The organism is Cellulosimicrobium sp. PMB13 (genome assembly GCF_051294865.1).
Taxonomy (GTDB): domain Bacteria; phylum Actinomycetota; class Actinomycetes; order Actinomycetales; family Cellulomonadaceae; genus Cellulosimicrobium.
In genome coordinates, this window is record NZ_CP145910.1 from 1994327 (window position 1) to 2013360 (window position 19034).

Below are 19034 nucleotides of genomic sequence, written 5' to 3' on the forward strand. Positions count from 1 at the left end.
CCCCGTGACGACCACCGCCATCCCGATCTCGGACCCCGAGCTCGCCGCCCTCCTCACGCAGCGGCTCGCGGGTGTGGAGACCCGGCTGCGGGACGCCGTCGCGCACGCCGACCCGCTCGCCGACACGGCGTCGCGCCACCTCGTCAACGCTGGCGGCAAGCGGCTGCGGCCGCTGCTCACGCTGCTCGCGGCGGAGCTCGGCGACGGGGACCGGTCCGAGGTGGTGGAGGCCGCCGTCGTGGTGGAGCTCACGCACCTCGCGTCGCTGTACCACGACGACGTCATGGACTCCGCGGACGTGCGGCGCGGTGCGCCCGCGGCGCACGCCGTCTTCGGCAACTCCGTGGCGATCATGGTCGGCGACCTGCTCTTCGCGCGCGCGGCCTCGACGGTCGCGGCGCTCGGTCCCGAGGCCGTGCTCATCCAGGCCCGCACGTTCGAGCGCCTGTGCCTCGGCCAGCTCCACGAGACGGTCGGACCGGGCGAGGGCGAGGACCCCGTCGCGCACTACCTCCAGGTGCTCGCCGACAAGACGGCGTCGCTGCTGTCCACGTCGGCCCGCCTCGGCTCGATGTTCGCGGGGTGCGACGCGCGCACGGTCGACACCGTCGCGGCCTACGGGGAGCGACTCGGGGTCGCGTTCCAGCTCGCGGACGACGTCCTCGACCTCGCGTCGACCGGCGACGAGTCGGGCAAGACGCCCGGCACCGACCTCCGCGAGAAGGTCCCGACGATGCCCGTCCTCCTGCTGCGGGCGCGGGTCGCGGACGGCTCGGCCGATCCGGCGGACGTCGCGCTCGTCGAGCTCCTCGACTCCGACCTGTCCGACGACGCCGCGCTCGCCGACGCCGTGGCCGCCCTGCGCCGGCACGAGGTGGTCGCGGAGACGCGCGCGCTGGCCGTGCGCTGGGCCCGCGACGCGGCGGGCGAGCTCGACGGCCTGCCGGCCGGGCCCGTCATCGACGCGCTCCGGTCCTTCGCGGAGGCGCTCGCGGACCGCGCCGCCTGATCGGTCGAGGCGGCAGGCACTGCTCGAGGCCGTCTCCGCCGGGTGAGATCGCGGTGGCGCTCCGTCCGCAGCGGGAGGGACGGCCGCTCCACCGCGACTGTTGCCATAGGCACCGATGACCTGCGAACATGCCCTCCGTGGTGCCCGTCGGCGTGCCCCGGACGTTTCGTCGCGGCCGGTGCCCGATCACCGGACGGGGGACATCTCCCCATGAAGCAGTGACGAAACCGACACAGGAGGACGCTATCCTCGTGTGCGCGATCGGTGCGGGGCCCGGCGACACGGAGCGGCGGGGGACACGACGGAAACCGGTCGCCACCGACCCGATCTCGGAGGACCAGTGGGCTTTCTGGCGCGCCTGAACCACAATCGACGAACCGTGGCGTCGGTGACGACGGTGTCGGTGTTCTCGACGGCGCTGGTCGGGCTCGCGTGGTTCTACGAGGGCGAGGCCACGGCCGACGTGGAGCTCAACGACTCGGGCGTGTGGGTGACGAAGACGTCGGCCGGGCTGCTCGGACGCTTCAACTACGAGTCCCAGGCCATGGACGGGTCGTTGGTGGCGGGCTCGGCGTCGTTCGACGTGCAGCAGGACGCGGAGCAGGTGCTGCTCGACGACGACGGCGCGTCGGCCGCGGCGCCGATCGACGTGGCGCACCTGACGCTCGACGGGCAGATCCGGCTCCCGGCGGGCGCAGACGTGGCGTCGGGTGGCGGCACGACGGCGATCCTCGACGGTGAGGAAGGCCTGCTGTGGGTGCTGCCCTTCGGCGGTGCGACGTCGTTCGACCCGGGGGAGACGGAGCCGGTCGCCGACCTGGACGGTGACGGCGCGCTGGCGGTCTCGCGTGACGGCACGGTCTACGTGGCGGATCCGGCGAGCGGCGAGCTGGTCACGGTCCGGACGGTCGGGGGTGTCCCCGAGGGCGAGCCGACGACGTCGTCGCTGCCCGTCGCGGCGAGCGCCGAGGTCGCGGTGACGACGGTGGGCGACGAGCCGGTCGTGCTGGACCGCTCGGGCGGTCAGCTGGTCCTGCCCGGCGGGAAGACGGTCACGCTCGACGGCGCGGACGGCGCTGTGCTGCAGCAGGCGTCGAAGGCGTCGGAGAACGTCGTGGTGGCGACGGCGACCGGTCTGGTGACGCAGCCCCTCGGCGGCGGGGACGCGCAGGTGCGTCGTGCGGAGGGTGTCGCGAACGCGCCCGCGCAGCTCGACGGGTGCACGTACGCGGCGTGGTCGACGACGGCGCAGGTGGTCCGCGACTGCGCCGGGACGGATCGCGACCTGGACATGCGGCTGGAGGGCGTGGACCCGCAGGCGCGCCTGGAGTACCGGGTGAACCGGCACGTGATCGTGCTCAACGACCTGGCGGCCGGGACGCTGTGGATGGCCGCCGACGAGTACGAGAAGGTCGACGACTGGGACGTCGTCATCCCGGAGGAGGCCGAGGGCGAGGAGTCCGACGCCGAGCTGACCAACCCGGAGCAGGTGGACCAGTTCATCGCGGACCGGTCGCAGCCGAACAAGCCGCCGCAGCCGAAGGACGACGTGCTCGGGGCGCGCCCGGGGCGCTCGACCATCCTGCCGGTCCTCGCGAACGACGTCGACCCGGACGGTGACGTCATGACGGCGACGGTGACGGGTGAGGGGCCCGAGGGCGTCGAGGTCCAGCAGGTGCTGGGCGGTGCGGCGCTGCAGGTCGTGGTGCCGCCCGACGCCGCCGGGACGTTCGACTTCCGGTATGCCGTGTCCGACGGTCGGGGTGGTGTCGCGGAGGCGGCGGTGTCCTTGAAGGTCTCGCCGATGACGGAGAACGAGCCGCCGCAGCAGACCGGTGACCCGGTGCTCAAGGTCGGGCAGGGTGGTGCGGCCACGATCAAGGTGCTGCCGTTCTTCAAGGACCCCGACGGCGACGACCTGTACCTCGCGTCGGCGGAGGCGACGGTGGCGGGCGACGACGTCCGCTTCAGGCCGGACGGGTCGGTGGAGTTCCGCGACGGCGGCGGGTCGACCGGTCGCAAGGTCGTGACGCTCGCGGTCGCTGACGGTCAGGGCGGCATCGCGGAGGGCAAGCTGCTCGTCGACGTGATCGCGGGTGACGGGCCTCCGGTCGCGGTGAGCGACCACGTCGTCGTGCTCGCCGGTCAGCCGGTGACGGTCGAGCCGCTGCGCAACGACACCGACCCGAACTCGGACGCGCTGCGGCTCGCGACGGTGTCGGAGTCCGCGCCCGCCGAGATCACGGCGAACTACGACGCGGGGACGTTCACCTTCCTGTCGAACGAGCCGCGGTCCTACGACCTGACGTACGAGGTGACGGACGGGCCGAACGTCACGGCGGGGCTGGTCCGGGTCGACGTGGTGATGCCCCCCGAGGGCGGCGGTGCCCCGGTCGTGGTGGCCGACACGGCGCTGCTCCCCACCGGCGGGAAGACGCTCGTCGACGTGCTCGCGAACGACACCGACCCGGCGGGCGGGGTGCTCGTCGTGCAGTCGGTGACGGTGCCCGACGACGCGGGCGTGTCGGTCGCGGTGCTGGCCCACCAGATGCTGCGGATCACCGAGCTGCGGGCGTTGGACGGCCCCGTGACGGTCGAGTACACCGTGTCGAACGGGGCGCAGACGTCGACCGGGCAGGTGCGGGTGGTTCCTGTGCCGGCTCCGTCGGAGCTGCGGCCCCCGCGGGCGGCGGCCGACGAGGTGACCGTGCACGCCGGGGACGTCGTGACGATCCCCGTGCTGAAGAACGACACGCACCCGGACGGTCTCGAGCTGTTCCTGCAGCCGGAGCTGGAGCAGGACGTCGACCCGACGCTGGGCGAGGCGTTCGTCTCCGAGGACACCCTGCGGTTCAAGGCCGGATCGGCGGCCGGCACGGCCTACGCGATCTACCGCGTGCGCGACGCGAACGGGCAGGAGGACTCCGCCCAGGTCACGATCCGCATCCGCGACGGCGAGGACAACGCCGCCCCCGTGCCGCGCGACGTGGAGGCTCGCGTCCTGGCAGGTTCGTCGGTCCGGGTGGCCGTCCCCCTCGACGGCGTGGACCCCGACGGCGACTCGGTGCAGCTGACCGGGGTCGCCTCTCCCGCGGGCAAGGGCACGGCGAGCGTGGTCGACGGGAGCCTGGAGTACCGCGCGTCGAAGAGCTCGACGGGGCTGGACACGTTCACGTACTCGGTGCTCGACGCGCGCGGCGCGACGGCGACCGGGACCGTGCGGGTCGGCATCTCGCGCCCGGCCGAGACCAACCAGCCTCCTGTCGCGGTCGACGACGAGATCACGGTCCGTCCGGGCCGCCCGGTGGCCGTCGCCGCACTGGTCAACGACACCGACCCCGACGGGGACCAGGTCGGCCTGGTGCCGTCCGAGCTGGAGGACTCCGAGGGCATGGAGCCCGAGGTCGTGGGCGACCGTGTCGTCATCACGTCCCCGGCCGACGAGGGCGCGTACACGTTCTACTACGGCATCCAGGACACGTACGGCGCGCGCGCCACGGGAGCGATCACCGTGAACGTGGCCGCGGACGCGCCCCTGCTGCCCCCGGTCGCACGCGACGACGCCGTGCCCGTCGAGAGCATCCTCGGCCGGACGAGCGTCCCGGTCCCGGTGCTGGACAACGACGACGACCCGGACGGGGTCGCGACCGAGCTGGAGGTCTCCACCGACGCCACCGGCGTGACGGTGACGGAGGACGGCGGGCTCGAGGTCGTCCTGACCGAGAGGCGGCAGATCGTCACCTACACGGTGACCGACACCGACGGGCTCAGCGCCAGGGCGTTCGTCAAGGTCCCGGGCATGCTGGACCAGGTCCCGACGCTGCGCCCGGGCATCACCCCGCTGGAGGTCACCTCCGGTGAATCGCTGGAGATCGACATCACCGACTACGTCCTCGTGGTCGAGGGCCGCACCCCGCGGCTGACCACCGAGGACACCGTGACCGCGCTCGAGGGGTCGCGCGCGGTGCCGTCCGCCACCCAGATCACCTACACGCCGAACGAGGGGTACGTCGGTCCGGCCGCGGTGACGTTCGAGGTGACCGACGGCTCCGGGCCGGACGACCCCGAGGGCAACACCGCGCTGCTCACCCTCCCGATCACCGTGCTGCCGCCCGAGAACTTGGCCCCGGAGATGATCGGCACGCCGACGCTCGACGTCGCGGCGGGGGAGGAGGCGTCGGTCGATCTCGCCCGGTTCGCCACCGACGCCGACGGCGACCCGCTGACCTTCCAGGTGACCGGTCAGGCGCCCGGCATCACGCTCACGCTCGAGGGCGCGACCCTGCACGCCCAGGCCGCACCGGACACCCCCAAGGGCACGGTCGTCGAGGTCCCGCTCACCGTGACGGACACCAACCACCCGCCGGTCGACGGCTCCGCGGCGCTGACCGTGGTGGCGTCCACCAAGCCGTTGGTGCGCGCGAACGACGACACGGTGGACGACGCCCACCAGGGCAAGCCGACCACGGTCGACGTCCTGGCCAACGACTCCAACCCGTTCCCCGACACCCCGCTCACGATCCTCGACGCGATCGTCGAGACGGGAGCGAGCCAGTCCGTGTCGTTCGCCGGCTCCGACGTCACCGTGACCCCTCAGCCCGACTTCGTGGGGGTCATGGTGGTGCGCTACCGGGTGCAGGACGCGACGAAGGACCCCGACCGCGAGGTCGAGGGCCGCATCCAGATCACCGTGCTCGGCAAGCCCGAGGCCCCGCCGACGCCGCAGGTCGAGGAGGTCCGGTCGAAGACCGTCGTGCTGTCCTGGGACCCGCCGAACAACAACGGCGCCGAGATCACCGGGTACACCGTGCGCTCCCAGAACGGCTACGAGAAGCAGTGCGGGACCACGACCTGCACCCTGGACGGGCTGACCAACGACGTCGAGTACACGTTCACCGTGTTCGCGACCAACGCCGTCGACGACGGCCCCGCGTCCCCGCCCTCGGCCGTCGCGCGCCCCGACGAGAAGCCCGACCCGCCCGCCGCCCCGACCCTCGAGTTCGGCGACGAGTCCCTCACCGTCACGTGGGAGAACGCGACCTACACCGACCGGTCCGCCATCAAGTGCGTCAACCTGCGCATCACCGCGGGCGGCGGCACCGACAAGACGTGCGTCGCGGGCACCACCTACGAGTGGACCGGGCTGAAGAACGGCACCTCGTACCAGGTCCAGGTCCAGGCCGTGAACGACGCCCCCGAGCCTTCAGAGTGGGGCGACCTCTCCACGGCGATGATCCCCGCGGGGGTCCCCGACACGCCCGCCGCGCCTCATGCCGCGCGCACGGAGAGCGCGGTCAACGGAGGCGTCGTCGCGGTCACGTGGTCCGCGCCGTTCGAGAACGGCGACGCGGTGAAGACCTACCACCTCCAGCGCCACCGCAACGGCTCTCCCGACGGCTCGCCCATCGCCGTCTCGGGCAAGACCTCGTACACGGACACCGGTCGCGACAACGAGTCCAGCTACTCGTACACCGTCGTCGCGGAGAACAAGGCCGGGAAGAGCGGTGCCAGCGGTCGGTCGAACGACGTCATCCCGTACGGCAAGCCGGGCACCCCCGGCCGGCCGTCGGCGTCCCTGATCTCCGGTGACACGAGCGGCAAGGCGCGGGTGTCGTTCGGGGCCGCCGACGCGAACGGCAACGCCGTGACGTACGACGTGCGCGCGAACAGCTCCACCACGCGCAAGACGACGGACACCACGTACACGTTCACCGGGCTGTCGAACGGCACGACCTACGCGTTCGACGTCCGCGCGTGCAACGCGGCCGGGTGCTCGGCCTGGACCGCGCCGTCCGGCTCCGTGAAGCCGTACACCATCCCGGACGCCCCGACGGTCCGCTGGGTGCGCAACGGCAACGACGGCCACTTCACCATCGCGAAGAACGGCAACGGCGGCGACGCCATCGACCAGGTCCAGTGGCAGCTCTCGGGGGATGCGAACAACTCGGGCAACGGGACGTCGAACGTCGGCGTGCCGAGCGCGTGCGGGAAGACCTACACGCTCCAGGCGCGCGCCCACAACAGCGCTGGCTGGAGCTCATGGTCCGGCGACACCGGCAAGACGGATGCGTGCCCGCCGCCGCCCAACCCGGACCTCCGGGTGGTCCACGGCTCGAGCGCTGGGAGCGGCATGAACTACTTCCGCGTGAAGTACACCGACCTGCCCCGGGGCAACTACGTCTTCGTCTGCGAGGACTTCGAGGGCGGGTCCTGGACGCTCGTCGGTGGCGGCTTCCGTGAGCCCTTCACGCTCGAGGGCAGCGGGACCACGAGCGACCTCGGCTGCTGGTACGGCTATGCCGGCAACCAGGTCCGCGTCCGCATGGAGGGCGCAGGCCAGCAGAGCTGGGTGACCCCCGTCCCCTGGTGACCCCCCATCCTCACGACCCACGGCGCGACGAGCGCACGACAGCATCACGAGAGAGCAGTGACATGACCACGATGACCCCCGAGCAGGCCGCCTGGTTCGCTCAGACCTTCGACCGTCTCGTCGGCAACGTCGGGCAGGCCGTGCTCGGCAAGCCGCACGTCGTGCGCCTCGTGCTGACGTGCATGCTGTCCGAGGGCCACGTCCTCCTCGAGGACGCCCCGGGCACCGGCAAGACGTCGCTCGCGCGCGCGATCGCCGCCAGCGTCCAGGGCACGCAGCAGCGCATCCAGTTCACGCCCGACCTGCTGCCCTCCGACGTCACGGGTGTGACGATCTACGACCAGAAGACGGGCAAGTTCGACTTCCACCCGGGCCCCATCTTCGCGTCGATCGTCCTCGCGGACGAGATCAACCGTGCGTCGCCCAAGACCCAGTCCGCGCTCCTCGAGGTCATGGAGGAGGGGCGGGTCACGGTCGACGGCGTCGGGCACGAGGTCGGCCGTCCGTTCATGGTCATCGCGACGCAGAACCCCATCGAGCAGGCCGGCACCTACCGCCTCCCCGAGGCACAGCTCGACCGGTTCCTCATGAAGACGTCGATCGGCTACCCCGACCACGCGTCCACGGTCGAGATCCTCTCGGGCGCGTCGGTGCGCGACCGCAGCAAGACGCTGCAGCCGCTCATCACCACGCAGGCGGTCACCGAGATGGCCGAGCTCGGCGCACGCGTGCACGTCGACGGCGCGGTGCTCGAGTACATCTCCCGGCTCGCCGAGGAGACGCGCAACGCCCCGGAGAGCCGTGTCGGCGTCTCCGTCCGTGGTGCGCTCGCACTGGTGCGTGCCACCAAGGTCTGGGCGGCGGCGCACGGCCGCAACTACGTGCTGCCCGACGACGTCAAGGAGCTCGCGCAGCCCGTCTGGGCGCACCGCTTCGTCCTCGACCCCGAGGCCGAGTTCGCGGGCGCGACCGCCGAGGCGGTGCTCGGCCGTCTCCTCGCCGACGTGGCCGCGCCGCAGGAGCGCCGCAGCGCCTGACCCTCCCGCGCCGCCCTCCCCGACGGCGCGGACCGCCCGACACCACCCATCTCGCAGGACCCGTTCCGAGAGCAGGACGATGAACGCCTCACGACCCCGATCCCGCGGCGCCACCGCCGGCACCCCGCCGTCGACCGCGCTCGCCGGGCTCCTGCGTCCCCTCCGGGACGCGGTGGCCCGTGCCCTGTCCGGGGTCGGCCGGGCGCTCGCACCTCTCGAGCCGGTGACGTCCGCGGTGAGCCCGCTCGGCTGGGCCACGGTCGTGGCCGCGGTCGCCGCCTGGTGGGCCGGCCTGCGCTACTCGTGGCTCGAGCTGGTCGTCGTGGCCATCCTCCTCACGGTCGCGCTGCTCGCGGCGGTCGTCTTCGTGCTCGGACGCTTCCGCTACGCCGTCGTGCTCGACCTGGCGCAGCGCCGGGTGACCGTCGGCGACCGGGCGGTGGGCCGGCTCGACGTGAAGAACGACTCGTCGCGCCCGCTGCTGCCGTCGGTCATGGAGCTGCCCGTCGGGCAGGGCATGGCGACGTTCCCCGTCCCGCGCCTGCGCCCGGGGGCCAACCACGAGGAGATCTTCACGGTGCCGACCCACCGGCGGTCCGTGATCTCCGTCGGTCCGGTCCGCTCCGTCCGGGCCGACCCGCTGGCGCTCCTGCGCCGGGAGGTCGTGTGGACGGAGCCGGAGGAGCTGTTCGTCCACCCGCGCGTGAAGAACCTCTCCGGGTCGTCGACGGGCTTCCTCAAGGACCTCGAGGGCCGTGTCACGACGGACATCTCGAACTCCGACGTCTCGTTCCACGCGCTGCGGGACTACGTCCCCGGGGACGACCGGCGCCACATCCACTGGAAGACGACGGCGCGCACGGGGCAGCTCATGGTGCGCCAGTTCGAGGAGACGCGGCGCTCGCACCTCGCGGTGCTGCTGTCCACGCGGGCCGAGGACTACGCGAGCGACGACGAGTTCGAGCTCGCCGTGAGCGCGTGCGGCTCGCTCGGGCTCCAGGCCATCAAGGAGGACCGCGGGGTCACCGTCCTCGTCAACGACGGCAACCTGCGCGGCGACCACCGGACACGGCTGCTCGACGACCTCGCGCGCGTCGAGACACGGTCGCAGCGAGCGTCGCTCGTCGACGTCGCTCGCGTCGCGGGCCTGACGATCACCGACGCGTCGGTCGTGGCGTTCATCGTCGGGTCGCGCGTGACGCCGACCGAGCTCCGCGCGGCGTCGGCACGGCTGCCCCAGGACGTGCGGGTCATGGCGATCCAGTGCGTCCCGGGCGCGTCGCTGAGCCGGCACGCGATCGCCGAGCTCGTGGTCCTGACGATCGGGGAGCTCGGCGAGCTCCCGCTCGCCCTGCGGAGGCTGAACGACTGATGAGTGCCACCGGTACCACCACCCGCGGCTCGCGCCGCGCCCCGTCGGGGCAGCCCGGCGCCCCGTCCGGCGCCTCCGCCGGCACGTCGTCCGGCACGTCGCGTCGAGGGACGACCCGCCTCCGCGAGGGGCGGCCTCGCGCCCTCACGGCGCTCGGCGTGATCGACGCGGTCGCCCTCGTCGTCGTGCTCGGCGCGACGGTCGTCGGGTTCGCCCCCGTCTGGGGCTCCACCGGCTACCTCCTGCCCGCGGTCGGGGGCGCCGTCGTCGGCCTCGGCGTGGCGTGGCTCGGGGCCTGGCGGCGCTGGCCCGCCGTGACCGTCCTCGCGGCCGCGGTCCTGGCGTACGTCCTGCTCGGCGGCGTGCTCGCGCTGCCTGCCGACGCGATCGGCGGCGTGCTGCCGTCGCTCGACACGGTCCGGAACCTGCTCCTCGGCGCCGTCACGGGCTGGAAGGAGTTCGTGACGACGGTCCCGCCGCTGCACTCCTTCCCGGAGCTCGCGGTGGTGCCGTACCTGCTGATGATGGTCACGGCGCTCGTCGCCGGCTCGATCGCGTGGCGCGCGAAGCACGCCGCCTGGGCGCTCGTCCCGCTGGTCGTGACGTTCGTCGGCGTGATCCTCCTCGGGACGGTCATCGCTGCCTACCCGGTGGCGCAGGGTCTCGTGGTGGGGATCGTCGGTCTGCTGTGGGCGAGCTGGCGCGTCACGGCCGCACGGCTCGGGGTGCACCAGGTCACGACGGAGGCGAGCAGGGCCGCCACGCGCCGCCTGTGGTGGCACCGCGTGCGGGCCGGCGCGGCGATGCTCGCCGTCGGCGGCGTGGCCGCCGCGTTCGGCGGTCCGGCACTGCTGCCCGAGGCGCCGCGGACCGTGCTGCGCGAGACGGTCGTGCCCCCGCTCGACCTCCACGAGTACGTCAGTCCTCTCACGGCGTTCCGCAAGTACGCCAAGGACATGAAGGAGGACGAGCTCTTCACGGTCCGCGGTCTCCCCGCGGGCACGAAGGTCCGGCTCGCGACCCTCGACGCCTACAACGGCGTCGTCTACGACGCGTCGAGCGGGCTGCCGGGGTCGGGCGTGTACACGCGGGCCGGCGAGGAGATCGCGACCGTCGCACCGGGCACGGAGGCGACGCTCGACGTCGTCGTCGGCGACTACGCGGGCGTGTGGGTCCCGGAGACGGGCACGCTCGCCGGGATCTCGTACACCGGCGACCGCGCGCGCGAGCTCGCGGAGGGCACCTACTACAACTCGACGACGGGGACGGCGCTGACGACCGCCGGCCTGCAGCCGGGGGACACCTACACCGTCACGACGCGGGTGATGCCGGAGCCCACCGAGGAGGACCTGCGCGCCGGGGCGATCGACCAGGTCCCGGTCCCGACGACGCCCAAGGGCCTGCTGCCCGCCTCGCTCGCGGGCAAGGGCGCGCAGTTCATGGGTGAGGAGACGGACCCGGTCGAGCAGCTCTTCGCGCTGCGCGACGGGCTCGTCGCGAGCGGCATCTTCTCGAGCGGCCTGGACAACCAGCCGCCCTCGCGGCCCGGCCACTCGGCAGAGCGCATCGACACGCTGCTCGCGGACGACGAGATGGTCGGCGACGACGAGCAGTTCGCCGTCGCGCTCGCCCTCATGGCGAACCAGGCGGGGATCCCGGCGCGCGTCGTCATGGGCTTCTACCCCGACGAGAAGGACCCGCTCGAGCCGGGGGAGCCGTTCACCGCGACGGGGGCCGACGTCCACGCCTGGGCCGAGGTGCCGTTCGTCGGCTACGGCTGGGTGCCGATCACGGCGATCCCGGACGAGGACAACAAGATCCAGCCCGAGCCGAAGAGCCTGCAGGTCCCGAAGCCGCCCGTGCTCGAGGACCCGGAGCCCCCGGAGGAGCCCGCCGAGGCCGAGGCCGGCAAGGTGGACGACGAGGACAAGGAGAAGGCCGAGAGCGACGGGTTCGACTGGGGCACCGTCCTGGTCATCGGTGTCGCCGTGGCCGTCCCGCTCGCGCTCATCGCCCTGCCGATCGTCCTGATCCTGGCCTACAAGGCGCGTCGTCGGGCACGGCGGCGCGCGGCGGAGCGCCCGGTCGACCGGGTGAGCGGCGGCTGGCGGGAGGTGCTCGACGCGGCGACCGACCTCGGGACTCCGGTCCCGTCCGGCTCCACCCGACGGGAGGGAGCGGGCGTCATCGCGCAGACCTTCGGCGCGACGACCACCATCCCGCTCGCGCACCGCGCCGACGCGACGGTGTTCGGGGCGGGAGAGCCGACCGAGCAGGAGATCGAGGCGTTCTGGGCGGACGTCGACGGCGTCGTCGGAGGGCTACGCTCCTCCGTGAACCGGCGTGCCCGGATCCGCGCCGCGCTGTCGACCCGGTCGCTGCGCTCCGCGGGTTCCGCCGGTCGGGCCGGGACGCGACGTCTGACGTCGTGGTTCCGGCGCGGCTCGACACCGACCACGTCGTCGTGGAACCCGACGAAGGGCTCCTCGACGAAGCAGGGAGAGAAGTGATGACGGACGTGACGTGCGCCGCCTGCGGTTCCGCGCAGTCGTCGGGCTCGGCGTTCTGCGCGGTGTGCGGCCAGCCGTTCCCACGGACCGGGCGTCCGGTCGCCTCGGCCGTGGCCGGGCCGCGGGGCGGCGTCCAGGCCGCGGCGGGCGGGCCCGGCCTGCCGCCGTTCGCCTCCGGCGGCGCCACGCCCGACACGACGACGGAGCCCGAGGTGTACACGGCGACGCAGAAGGCCGTGCTGGGCGCGCCGTCGTCCGGTGGCCCGACGCTGCTGACGGCGCCGTACGCGGGCGTCGGCCGCCGCTTCCTCGCCTACCTGGTCGACGGCGCGGCGATCGGCGTGATCGTGGTCGCCGTCCTCCTCGCCGGGACCGCGATCGTCGGGGTCCCGCTCCTGGGCGGCGTGCAGACCGTGAGCCCGGAGGAGGCGTCGGCCCTCCTCGGCAAGCTGGCCGGCGTCTACGTCGTCGCCGCCGTGGTCGCGATCGCGTGGTGGGTGGGCGTCTGGTTCTGGGAGGGCACCACGGGCAAGACCCTGGGCAACCTCGCGACCGGGATCCGCACGCTCGACGCCGCGACCCGCGCACCGGTCGGCTTCGGCCGGGCGCTCCTGCGCTGGCTCGTCGTGGGCGCGGGGTCGATCGCGTTCGCCGTCGGGCAGCTCGTCGTCGTGCTGAGCCCGGCCTTCGACTCGTCCGGGCGTCGGCAGGGCTGGCAGGACAAGGTGGCGAAGGCCGTGGTCGTCGACGCCCGGGGCGTCGCCACCGCGCGCGACGGGTACGACGGCGTCGCCTCGCTCGTCCCGCCTGCCTCCGGGGCCCCGGGCGTTGCTGGGCATCCCGCCCACGGCGGGTACGGATCGTCGACCGGCTACGCGCCCGCCCCGACGTCCGGCGGCTACGCGCCGGCCTCGGCACCCGGCGGCTACGCACCGGCCGGCTACCCGTCGGCGTCCTCGCCGGCCGGGTACGCGCCCCCCGCCCCGTCGCACCCCACGGGACCCGTGACGAGCCCCGTGCCGTCGGGACCGTCCGGCGCGGTGTCGGGCGGACAGCCCTCGGCGCCGCTGCCGGACCCGTGGGCCTTCCCGTCGTCGGCGCCCTCTCCCGCGGGCGGTGGTGGAGGCCTGATCACCGGCGTCCCGGGAGCCGGCGCGGCAGCCTCCGGGCAGCCTGGCGCGAGCCAGGCGCCGCGGTCGCCCGAGGCACCCGCACGGCCCGCGCCCGTCGCGGCGCCCGCGCCGGTCGCGCCTGCGCGCGCCCCGGCCCCGGTCGCGGAGCCCGAGGACCCGGAGTGGGACAGCACGCGCATGGGCGCCCGTGACGTCCGGGTGGAGCCGGCGCCCGTCGTGACCGTCGTGCTCGAGCTCGAGTCCGGCGAGCGACGCGTCGTCGACGGCCCCGCGCTCGTCGGGCGCAACCCCCAGCCCGCCGACGGCGAGGACTGGATCCTCGTCGCCGTCGAGGACCCGACGCGGTCGGTCTCGAAGACGCACGTCGAGCTCGGCGTCGACCCGGACGGCCTGTGGGTGAGCGACCGCGGCTCGACCAACGGGACCGTCGTGTCCGTCCCGGGCGCGGCTCCGCGCGTCGCGGCGCCGGGCGCTCGCGTCCGCGTGCCGGTCGGCGCGACGATCCACGTGGGCGACCGACGCCTCGTCGTGCACCCGGGTCCGGCATGACGGCACCCGAGACCGAGGTGCACCTCGCCTGGGGAGCGGCCTCCCACCGCGGGGCACGTCGGCTCCTCAACGAGGACCGCTTCCTCGTCTCACGCTCCGTCTTCGTGGTCGCCGACGGCATGGGCGGGCACGACGCGGGCGAGGTGGCGAGCGCGACCGCCGTCGACGCCCTCCGACCGCTCGCCGACCTCGAGGTCGTGACGCCCGACGACGTCCGCACCCACCTCGCGGTCGCGCAGGAGAACGTCCGGGCGATCACGACCGAGCCCGGCCGGGGTGCCGGGACCACCGTGACGGGCGTCGCGGTGGCCGAGCAGGACGGCAACCCGTACTGGCTCGTGGTGAACGTCGGCGACTCGCGCACCTACCACCTGTCCGGAGGGCGTCTGGAGCAGGTGAGCGTGGACCACTCGGAGGTCCAGGAGATGGTCGACGCCGGCCTGCTCACCCCGAGCGAGGCGCTCACGCACCCTCGCCGGCACGTCGTGACCCGCGCCCTGGGCTCCCGCGGGGAGCCCCAGGCCGACTTCTGGTACGTCCCGATCCACCGGCACGACCGGATCCTGGTCTGTTCCGACGGGCTGACGGGCGAGCTGTCGGACGAACGGATCACCGAGGTGCTCCTCGAGAACCCGGACCCGCAGGGTGCCGCCGAGCGTCTCGTGCACGAGGCCATCGTTGCCGGCGGCCGGGATAACATCACAGTCGTCGTCGTCGACGCGACCGGCGTGTCCGACGACACGAGCGGCGGGAGCACGGCACCGCGGGAGCGGGCGCCCGAGACGGTTTCGACGGTCGACGAGGACACCTTGCCGAGAGAGGCTCGACTCCAGATGGGGGGCATGGCGTGACGCTGCGCTACGTGACGGGAGAGGCACGCGCGCTCGTGCGGGGCGGCGCCGTCGTCGTGCTCCCCGCGCCGGTCGAGACGGATCTCGTCGACCAGGTGTGGGACCAGCTCGGTGCCGCGCCGGGGGTCGTGGAGGTCCTCCAGGTGCTCACCGGCGCGTTCGGCTCGAGCCTGCGCACGATCCCGCCGTTCGCGGTCGCCGTGGTGGCCGACCGCCGGGTCCACGTCGCCGTGCGGGGCGCCCTCGCGGTGACTCTCGAGGTCGAGGGCGGCGACCGCGTCCACGTGGACGGCGACGACGTCACGACCTGGTCGGAGCGCGTCGTGGACGACGTCGTCGAGCTGCTCGTGCGCACGGGCGTCGCTCGTGCGGACGCCCCGGCCGGCGAGCCGTTGCTCGGTGACCGCGCGACGTGGCCGCTCGCGTCCGCGGTCGTGCTCGCCGACGCCGTGGCGTGGCAGCTCGCGGAACGTCCCGCGCGTGCCGTCGAGCCCGCCGAGGAGGACGAGCCCTCCGCTCCCGACGCGTCCGTGCCGTCGGCCTCCGTCCGGGCCGTCCCGGACGTCGGGACGGAGGGGACCGCGCACGACGCCCCGCGCACCGGGTCCTCGCCCACCGCGTCGCAGCCGCAGGCAGCGTCCGAGCCTCTCGGGGCGCTCGGCGCGACCGTCGCCGTGCCCGAGGAGACGATGGCGCCCGAGCCGGACAGTCTCGGCCTCCTCGACCTGCCGGGACCGGCTCCCGAGCCCGAGGACGACGCCCCGGTGACGCCGGAGGACCCGTTCCCCGCGGCGGACGACTACTCGCACCTGTGGGGCTCGACGGTGCTGCGCACCGTCGAGGACGCCGCGGTCCGCGCGCAGGACGACGCCGACGACGAGGGGGAGCCTCCCGCGGCGTCGCCGAGCCCCTCCGAGCAGGCCGGAGCGACGGTCCCGCCGCCCCCGGGCGACGAGGCCCCGCCCGTCCCCGGCCCCCACGAGACGCCGCACGCCGACGGCCTGATCGCCGGCGTCCCGCGCGAGTGGACGGGGGCGACGCCGGCCGCGGCCCACCGTGCCGCGACCGTCACCCCTGACGACGCCGCCTCTCCCGACGGACCCGGCGACGGCGGTCTCGACCACGACGGGCACACCGTGCTGTCGTCCGCGATCGCCGACCTGCGTGCGGCCGCGCAGGGGACCGACGCCCCCCCGCCGCCGCCCGCAACCCCGTCGTTCGCGACGCCGCCCGCCCCCGGCCAGCAGCAGATCCTCGCGCGCACGTGCGCCCAGGGGCACGCCAACCCGCCGTCGCGCGACACGTGCGCGGCGTGCGGCGGCGCGCTCGACGGTGACGCCGCGCTCGCGGTGCGCCCGCCGCTCGGTCGCCTGCTCGTCTCCACGGGCCAGACGGTCGAGCTCGACCGGGGGGTCGTCGTCGGGCGGCGCCCCAGGACGCCCCGGACGCAGGCGGCGGACCTCCCGCGCCTCGTGACGGTGCCGAGCCCGCAGCAGGACATCTCGCGCTCGCACCTCGAGGTCACCCTGGAGGGCTGGCACGTGCTCGTGAGCGACATGGCGACGACGAACGGCACCACGCTCCTGCGCGCCGGCCAGCCGCCGCGCCGTCTGCACCCGTCGGAGCCCGTGCTCGTCGTCGACGGCGACGTCGTCGACCTCGGGGACGGCGTGACCCTGACGTTCGAAGGAATCTGGTGAGCACCAAGCGAGCACCGTCCCCACCGCCGGAGATCCAGGGCTTCGAGTACGTCTCGCTCATCGGCTCGGGCGGGTTCTCCGACGTCTTCCTCTACCAGCAGCAGCGGCCGCGCCGCCGCGTCGCGGTGAAGGTGCTGCTCCAGGAGTGGTCGAGCCCGTCGCAGCGAGCCGCCTTCGACGCCGAGGCCGACCTCATGGCGACGCTGTCGACGCACCCGTCGATCGTCACGATGTACGAGGCGGACGTCGCGGACGACGGCCGGCCGTACCTCGCGATGGAGTACTGCTCGCGGCCCAACCTCGGTGCCCGCTACCGCACCGAGCGGCTGTCCGTCGCCGAGGCGCTGCGCACGGCGGTGCAGATCGCGGGCGCCGTCGAGACCGCGCACCGCGCGGGCATCCTCCACCGCGACATCAAGCCGGCGAACATCCTCGTCACCGAGTACGGCCACCCCGCGCTCACGGACTTCGGCATCTCCTCCACGGTCGACGACGCCGCCCGCGCCGAGGGCATGTCGATCCCGTGGTCGCCCCCGGAGTCGTTCGCGGAGCCGCCGCGAAGCGGCATCGCGACCGACGTGTGGGCGCTCGCCGCGACGACGTACACGCTGCTCGCCGGTCGCTCACCGTTCGAGGTGCCCGGCGGCTCGAACTCCAGCGCGAACCTCATCTCCCGGATCGAGACCTCGCCGTTGCCGCGCACGGGGCGCACGGACGTCCCTGCGTCGCTCGAGCGCGTGCTCGACACGGCGATGGCGAAGAACTCCGCGTCGCGCTACCCGACGATGCTCGCGTTCGCCCGGGCCCTCCAGCAGGTCCAGAACGAGCTCTCCTACGCGGTCACGCCGGTCGACCTCCTGGACGACTCGGGCCACGTCCACGAGGAGGAGCCGGACGACGACGGCGGGACCCGCCTGCGCCAGGTCGTGTCGATCGACCCCGGGGGTCAGGCGCCGCCGACCCCCACGCGGGGCCCCACGCAGCCAACCACCCCGCTCCACCCGCCGCGTCAGCCCGCCCCGCAGTGGCCCGCGCCGGGCGTCCACGTGCCGCAGCAGGCTCCTGTGTCACCCGCGGCCTGGACCGACCGCCCGGGCGGCGCGTCGCCGGCCCCCACGCAGTCAGGCACCTCGGGCACCTACCCGACGGCCGGTCCGTACGCGCCGGTCGTCGAGGCCACGGACCCGTCGCGGCGCCACCCGGGTGCCGCCACGCCCTACGCGCCCTGGGGCACGGCGCCTGTCGAGGACACGGTGCAGCGCACCGTGGGCCCTGGGCAGGGAGCGGCGCCGGAGGCGCCGGAGCAGGAGGCCCGCCGCGGCGCCCTGGTCCCCGTCCTCGTGGGTGCGGGAGTCCTCGTGCTGGCGGGCGTCGGCATCTTCGCCCTCACCCAGGGCGGGGGCACGCCCGAGGCCGACGACGACCCGACCGCCGACACCCCGACGAGCGAGACGTCGGCCGTGCCGTCCGACAACCTCGGCGCGCTCGTCCCGCCCGTCAACGACCTCGCGGGGACGTACGACCCGGAGCGCCAGGTCGCGTCGTTCACGTGGGCGTACGACAGCCAGGACGCCCAGGAGGGCGACAGCTTCGCGTGGCGCAAGCTCGACCTCGTGGAGAAGACGCAGTTCAAGGAGATCTGGGACCAGGACACCGTCGAGCTGAGCGCGGCACCGGACGAGCGCGTGTGCATCGAGGTCATCGTGATGCGTGACGGCCGGCCCTCCGCCAGCCCGCAGACCGCGTGCGTCGAGGGGGACGCGGGATGAGCGAGCTCGCGATCGAGTTCTGCGGCGAGTGGTTCCGCCCGTCCGCGGACGACGGCGACGTGTTCGAGATTGGTCGCGACGGCGACCTCTCGATCGAGGACAACCCGTACCTGCACCGCCGCTTCCTGCGGGTCTCCTTCGAGAGCGGGATCTGGTGGCTCGCCAACGTGGGGTCGCTCATCTCCGCGACGGTGTGCGACGCGGGCGGCGGCGTGCAGTCCTGGCTCTCGCCGGGGAACCGGCTCCCGATCGTCTTCCCGACGACCTCGATCGTGTTCACCGCCGGACCGACGACGTACGAGATCCTCGCGCAGCTGCACGGTGCGCCGTACCAGGAGATCAGGTCGGAGGACCCGGACTCCGGGGCGACGACCATCGGCATGATCACGTTCACGACGAGCCAGAAGCAGCTCATCGTCGCGCTCGCCGAGCCGATGCTCCGCCGCGACGGCACGGGGCTGTCCGAGATCCCGTCGTCGGCGGCTGCGGCCGCGCGGCTCGGCTGGGCGACGACGCGGTTCAACCGCAAGCTCGACAACGTGTGCGACAAGCTCGACCGGATCGGCGTCAAGGGGCTGCGCGGCGGCCCGGGGGCGCTCGCGACGAACCGGCGGGCGCGGCTCGTCGAGTACGCGGTCGCGTCGCGCCTCGTGACGTCCGCCGACCTGCCCCTGCTCGACGCGGCCGACGACGGCTGAGCCGCTCGCGCCGGCCACGGCGCGGCCACGACCCAG

10 protein-coding genes are annotated in these 19034 nt (G+C 73.9%); all 10 read left to right on the plus strand.

Going from position 1 to position 19034, the window contains the following annotated elements; genetic code table 11:
• Positions 1–4 precede the first annotated feature (4 nt).
• A complete protein-coding gene (locus V5D56_RS09080; protein ID WP_435738712.1) occupies positions 5–1009 on the plus strand; it encodes a polyprenyl synthetase family protein in 1005 nt (334 codons plus the stop codon).
• Between the two features lie 388 nt (positions 1010–1397).
• Positions 1398–7379: an Ig-like domain-containing protein gene (locus V5D56_RS09085; RefSeq protein WP_435738713.1), complete on the plus strand. Its 5982-nt coding sequence runs from the start codon at positions 1398–1400 to the stop codon at positions 7377–7379.
• Between the two features lie 62 nt (positions 7380–7441).
• Complete coding sequence (locus tag V5D56_RS09090) at positions 7442–8416, plus strand: AAA family ATPase (RefSeq protein ID WP_435738714.1); 975 nt, start codon at positions 7442–7444, stop codon at positions 8414–8416.
• 79 nt (positions 8417–8495) lie between these two features.
• Complete coding sequence (locus V5D56_RS09095) at positions 8496–9788, plus strand: DUF58 domain-containing protein (RefSeq protein WP_435738715.1); 1293 nt, start codon at positions 8496–8498, stop codon at positions 9786–9788.
• Positions 9788–12298: a transglutaminaseTgpA domain-containing protein gene (locus V5D56_RS09100; RefSeq protein ID WP_435738716.1), complete on the plus strand. Its 2511-nt coding sequence runs from the start codon at positions 9788–9790 to the stop codon at positions 12296–12298. The genes V5D56_RS09095 and V5D56_RS09100 overlap by 1 nt, the downstream gene beginning before the upstream one ends.
• A complete protein-coding gene (locus tag V5D56_RS09105) occupies positions 12298–13980 on the plus strand; it encodes an RDD family protein (protein ID WP_435738717.1) in 1683 nt (560 codons plus the stop codon). Before V5D56_RS09100 ends, V5D56_RS09105 begins: the two co-directional genes overlap by 1 nt.
• The gene (locus V5D56_RS09110; protein WP_435738718.1) at positions 13977–14831 is read left to right on the plus strand and encodes a PP2C family protein-serine/threonine phosphatase; all 855 of its coding nucleotides are present in this window, start codon (positions 13977–13979) and stop codon (positions 14829–14831) included. The genes V5D56_RS09105 and V5D56_RS09110 overlap by 4 nt, the downstream gene beginning before the upstream one ends.
• Positions 14832–14842: 11 nt before the next feature.
• Positions 14843–16531: an FHA domain-containing protein gene (locus V5D56_RS09115; protein ID WP_435738719.1), complete on the plus strand. Its 1689-nt coding sequence runs from the start codon at positions 14843–14845 to the stop codon at positions 16529–16531.
• Positions 16528–18300, plus strand: coding sequence for a protein kinase domain-containing protein (locus V5D56_RS09120; RefSeq protein ID WP_435738720.1), 1773 nt, complete (start codon positions 16528–16530; stop codon positions 18298–18300). Before V5D56_RS09115 ends, V5D56_RS09120 begins: the two co-directional genes overlap by 4 nt.
• Positions 18297–18998: a hypothetical protein gene (locus V5D56_RS09125; RefSeq protein ID WP_435738721.1), complete on the plus strand. Its 702-nt coding sequence runs from the start codon at positions 18297–18299 to the stop codon at positions 18996–18998. The genes V5D56_RS09120 and V5D56_RS09125 overlap by 4 nt, the downstream gene beginning before the upstream one ends.
• Positions 18999–19034 lie beyond the last annotated feature (36 nt).

Coding starts and splice junctions, on each gene's coding strand:
- V5D56_RS09090 (WP_435738714.1), top strand. CDS start 7,442: ATGACCACGATGACCCCCGAGCAGGCCGCCTGGTTCGCTCAGACCTTC.
- V5D56_RS09095 (WP_435738715.1), top strand. CDS start 8,496: ATGAACGCCTCACGACCCCGATCCCGCGGCGCCACCGCCGGCACCCCG.
- V5D56_RS09100 (WP_435738716.1), top strand. CDS start 9,788: ATGAGTGCCACCGGTACCACCACCCGCGGCTCGCGCCGCGCCCCGTCG.
- V5D56_RS09105 (WP_435738717.1), top strand. CDS start 12,298: ATGACGGACGTGACGTGCGCCGCCTGCGGTTCCGCGCAGTCGTCGGGC.
- V5D56_RS09110 (WP_435738718.1), top strand. CDS start 13,977: ATGACGGCACCCGAGACCGAGGTGCACCTCGCCTGGGGAGCGGCCTCC.
- V5D56_RS09125 (WP_435738721.1), top strand. CDS start 18,297: ATGAGCGAGCTCGCGATCGAGTTCTGCGGCGAGTGGTTCCGCCCGTCC.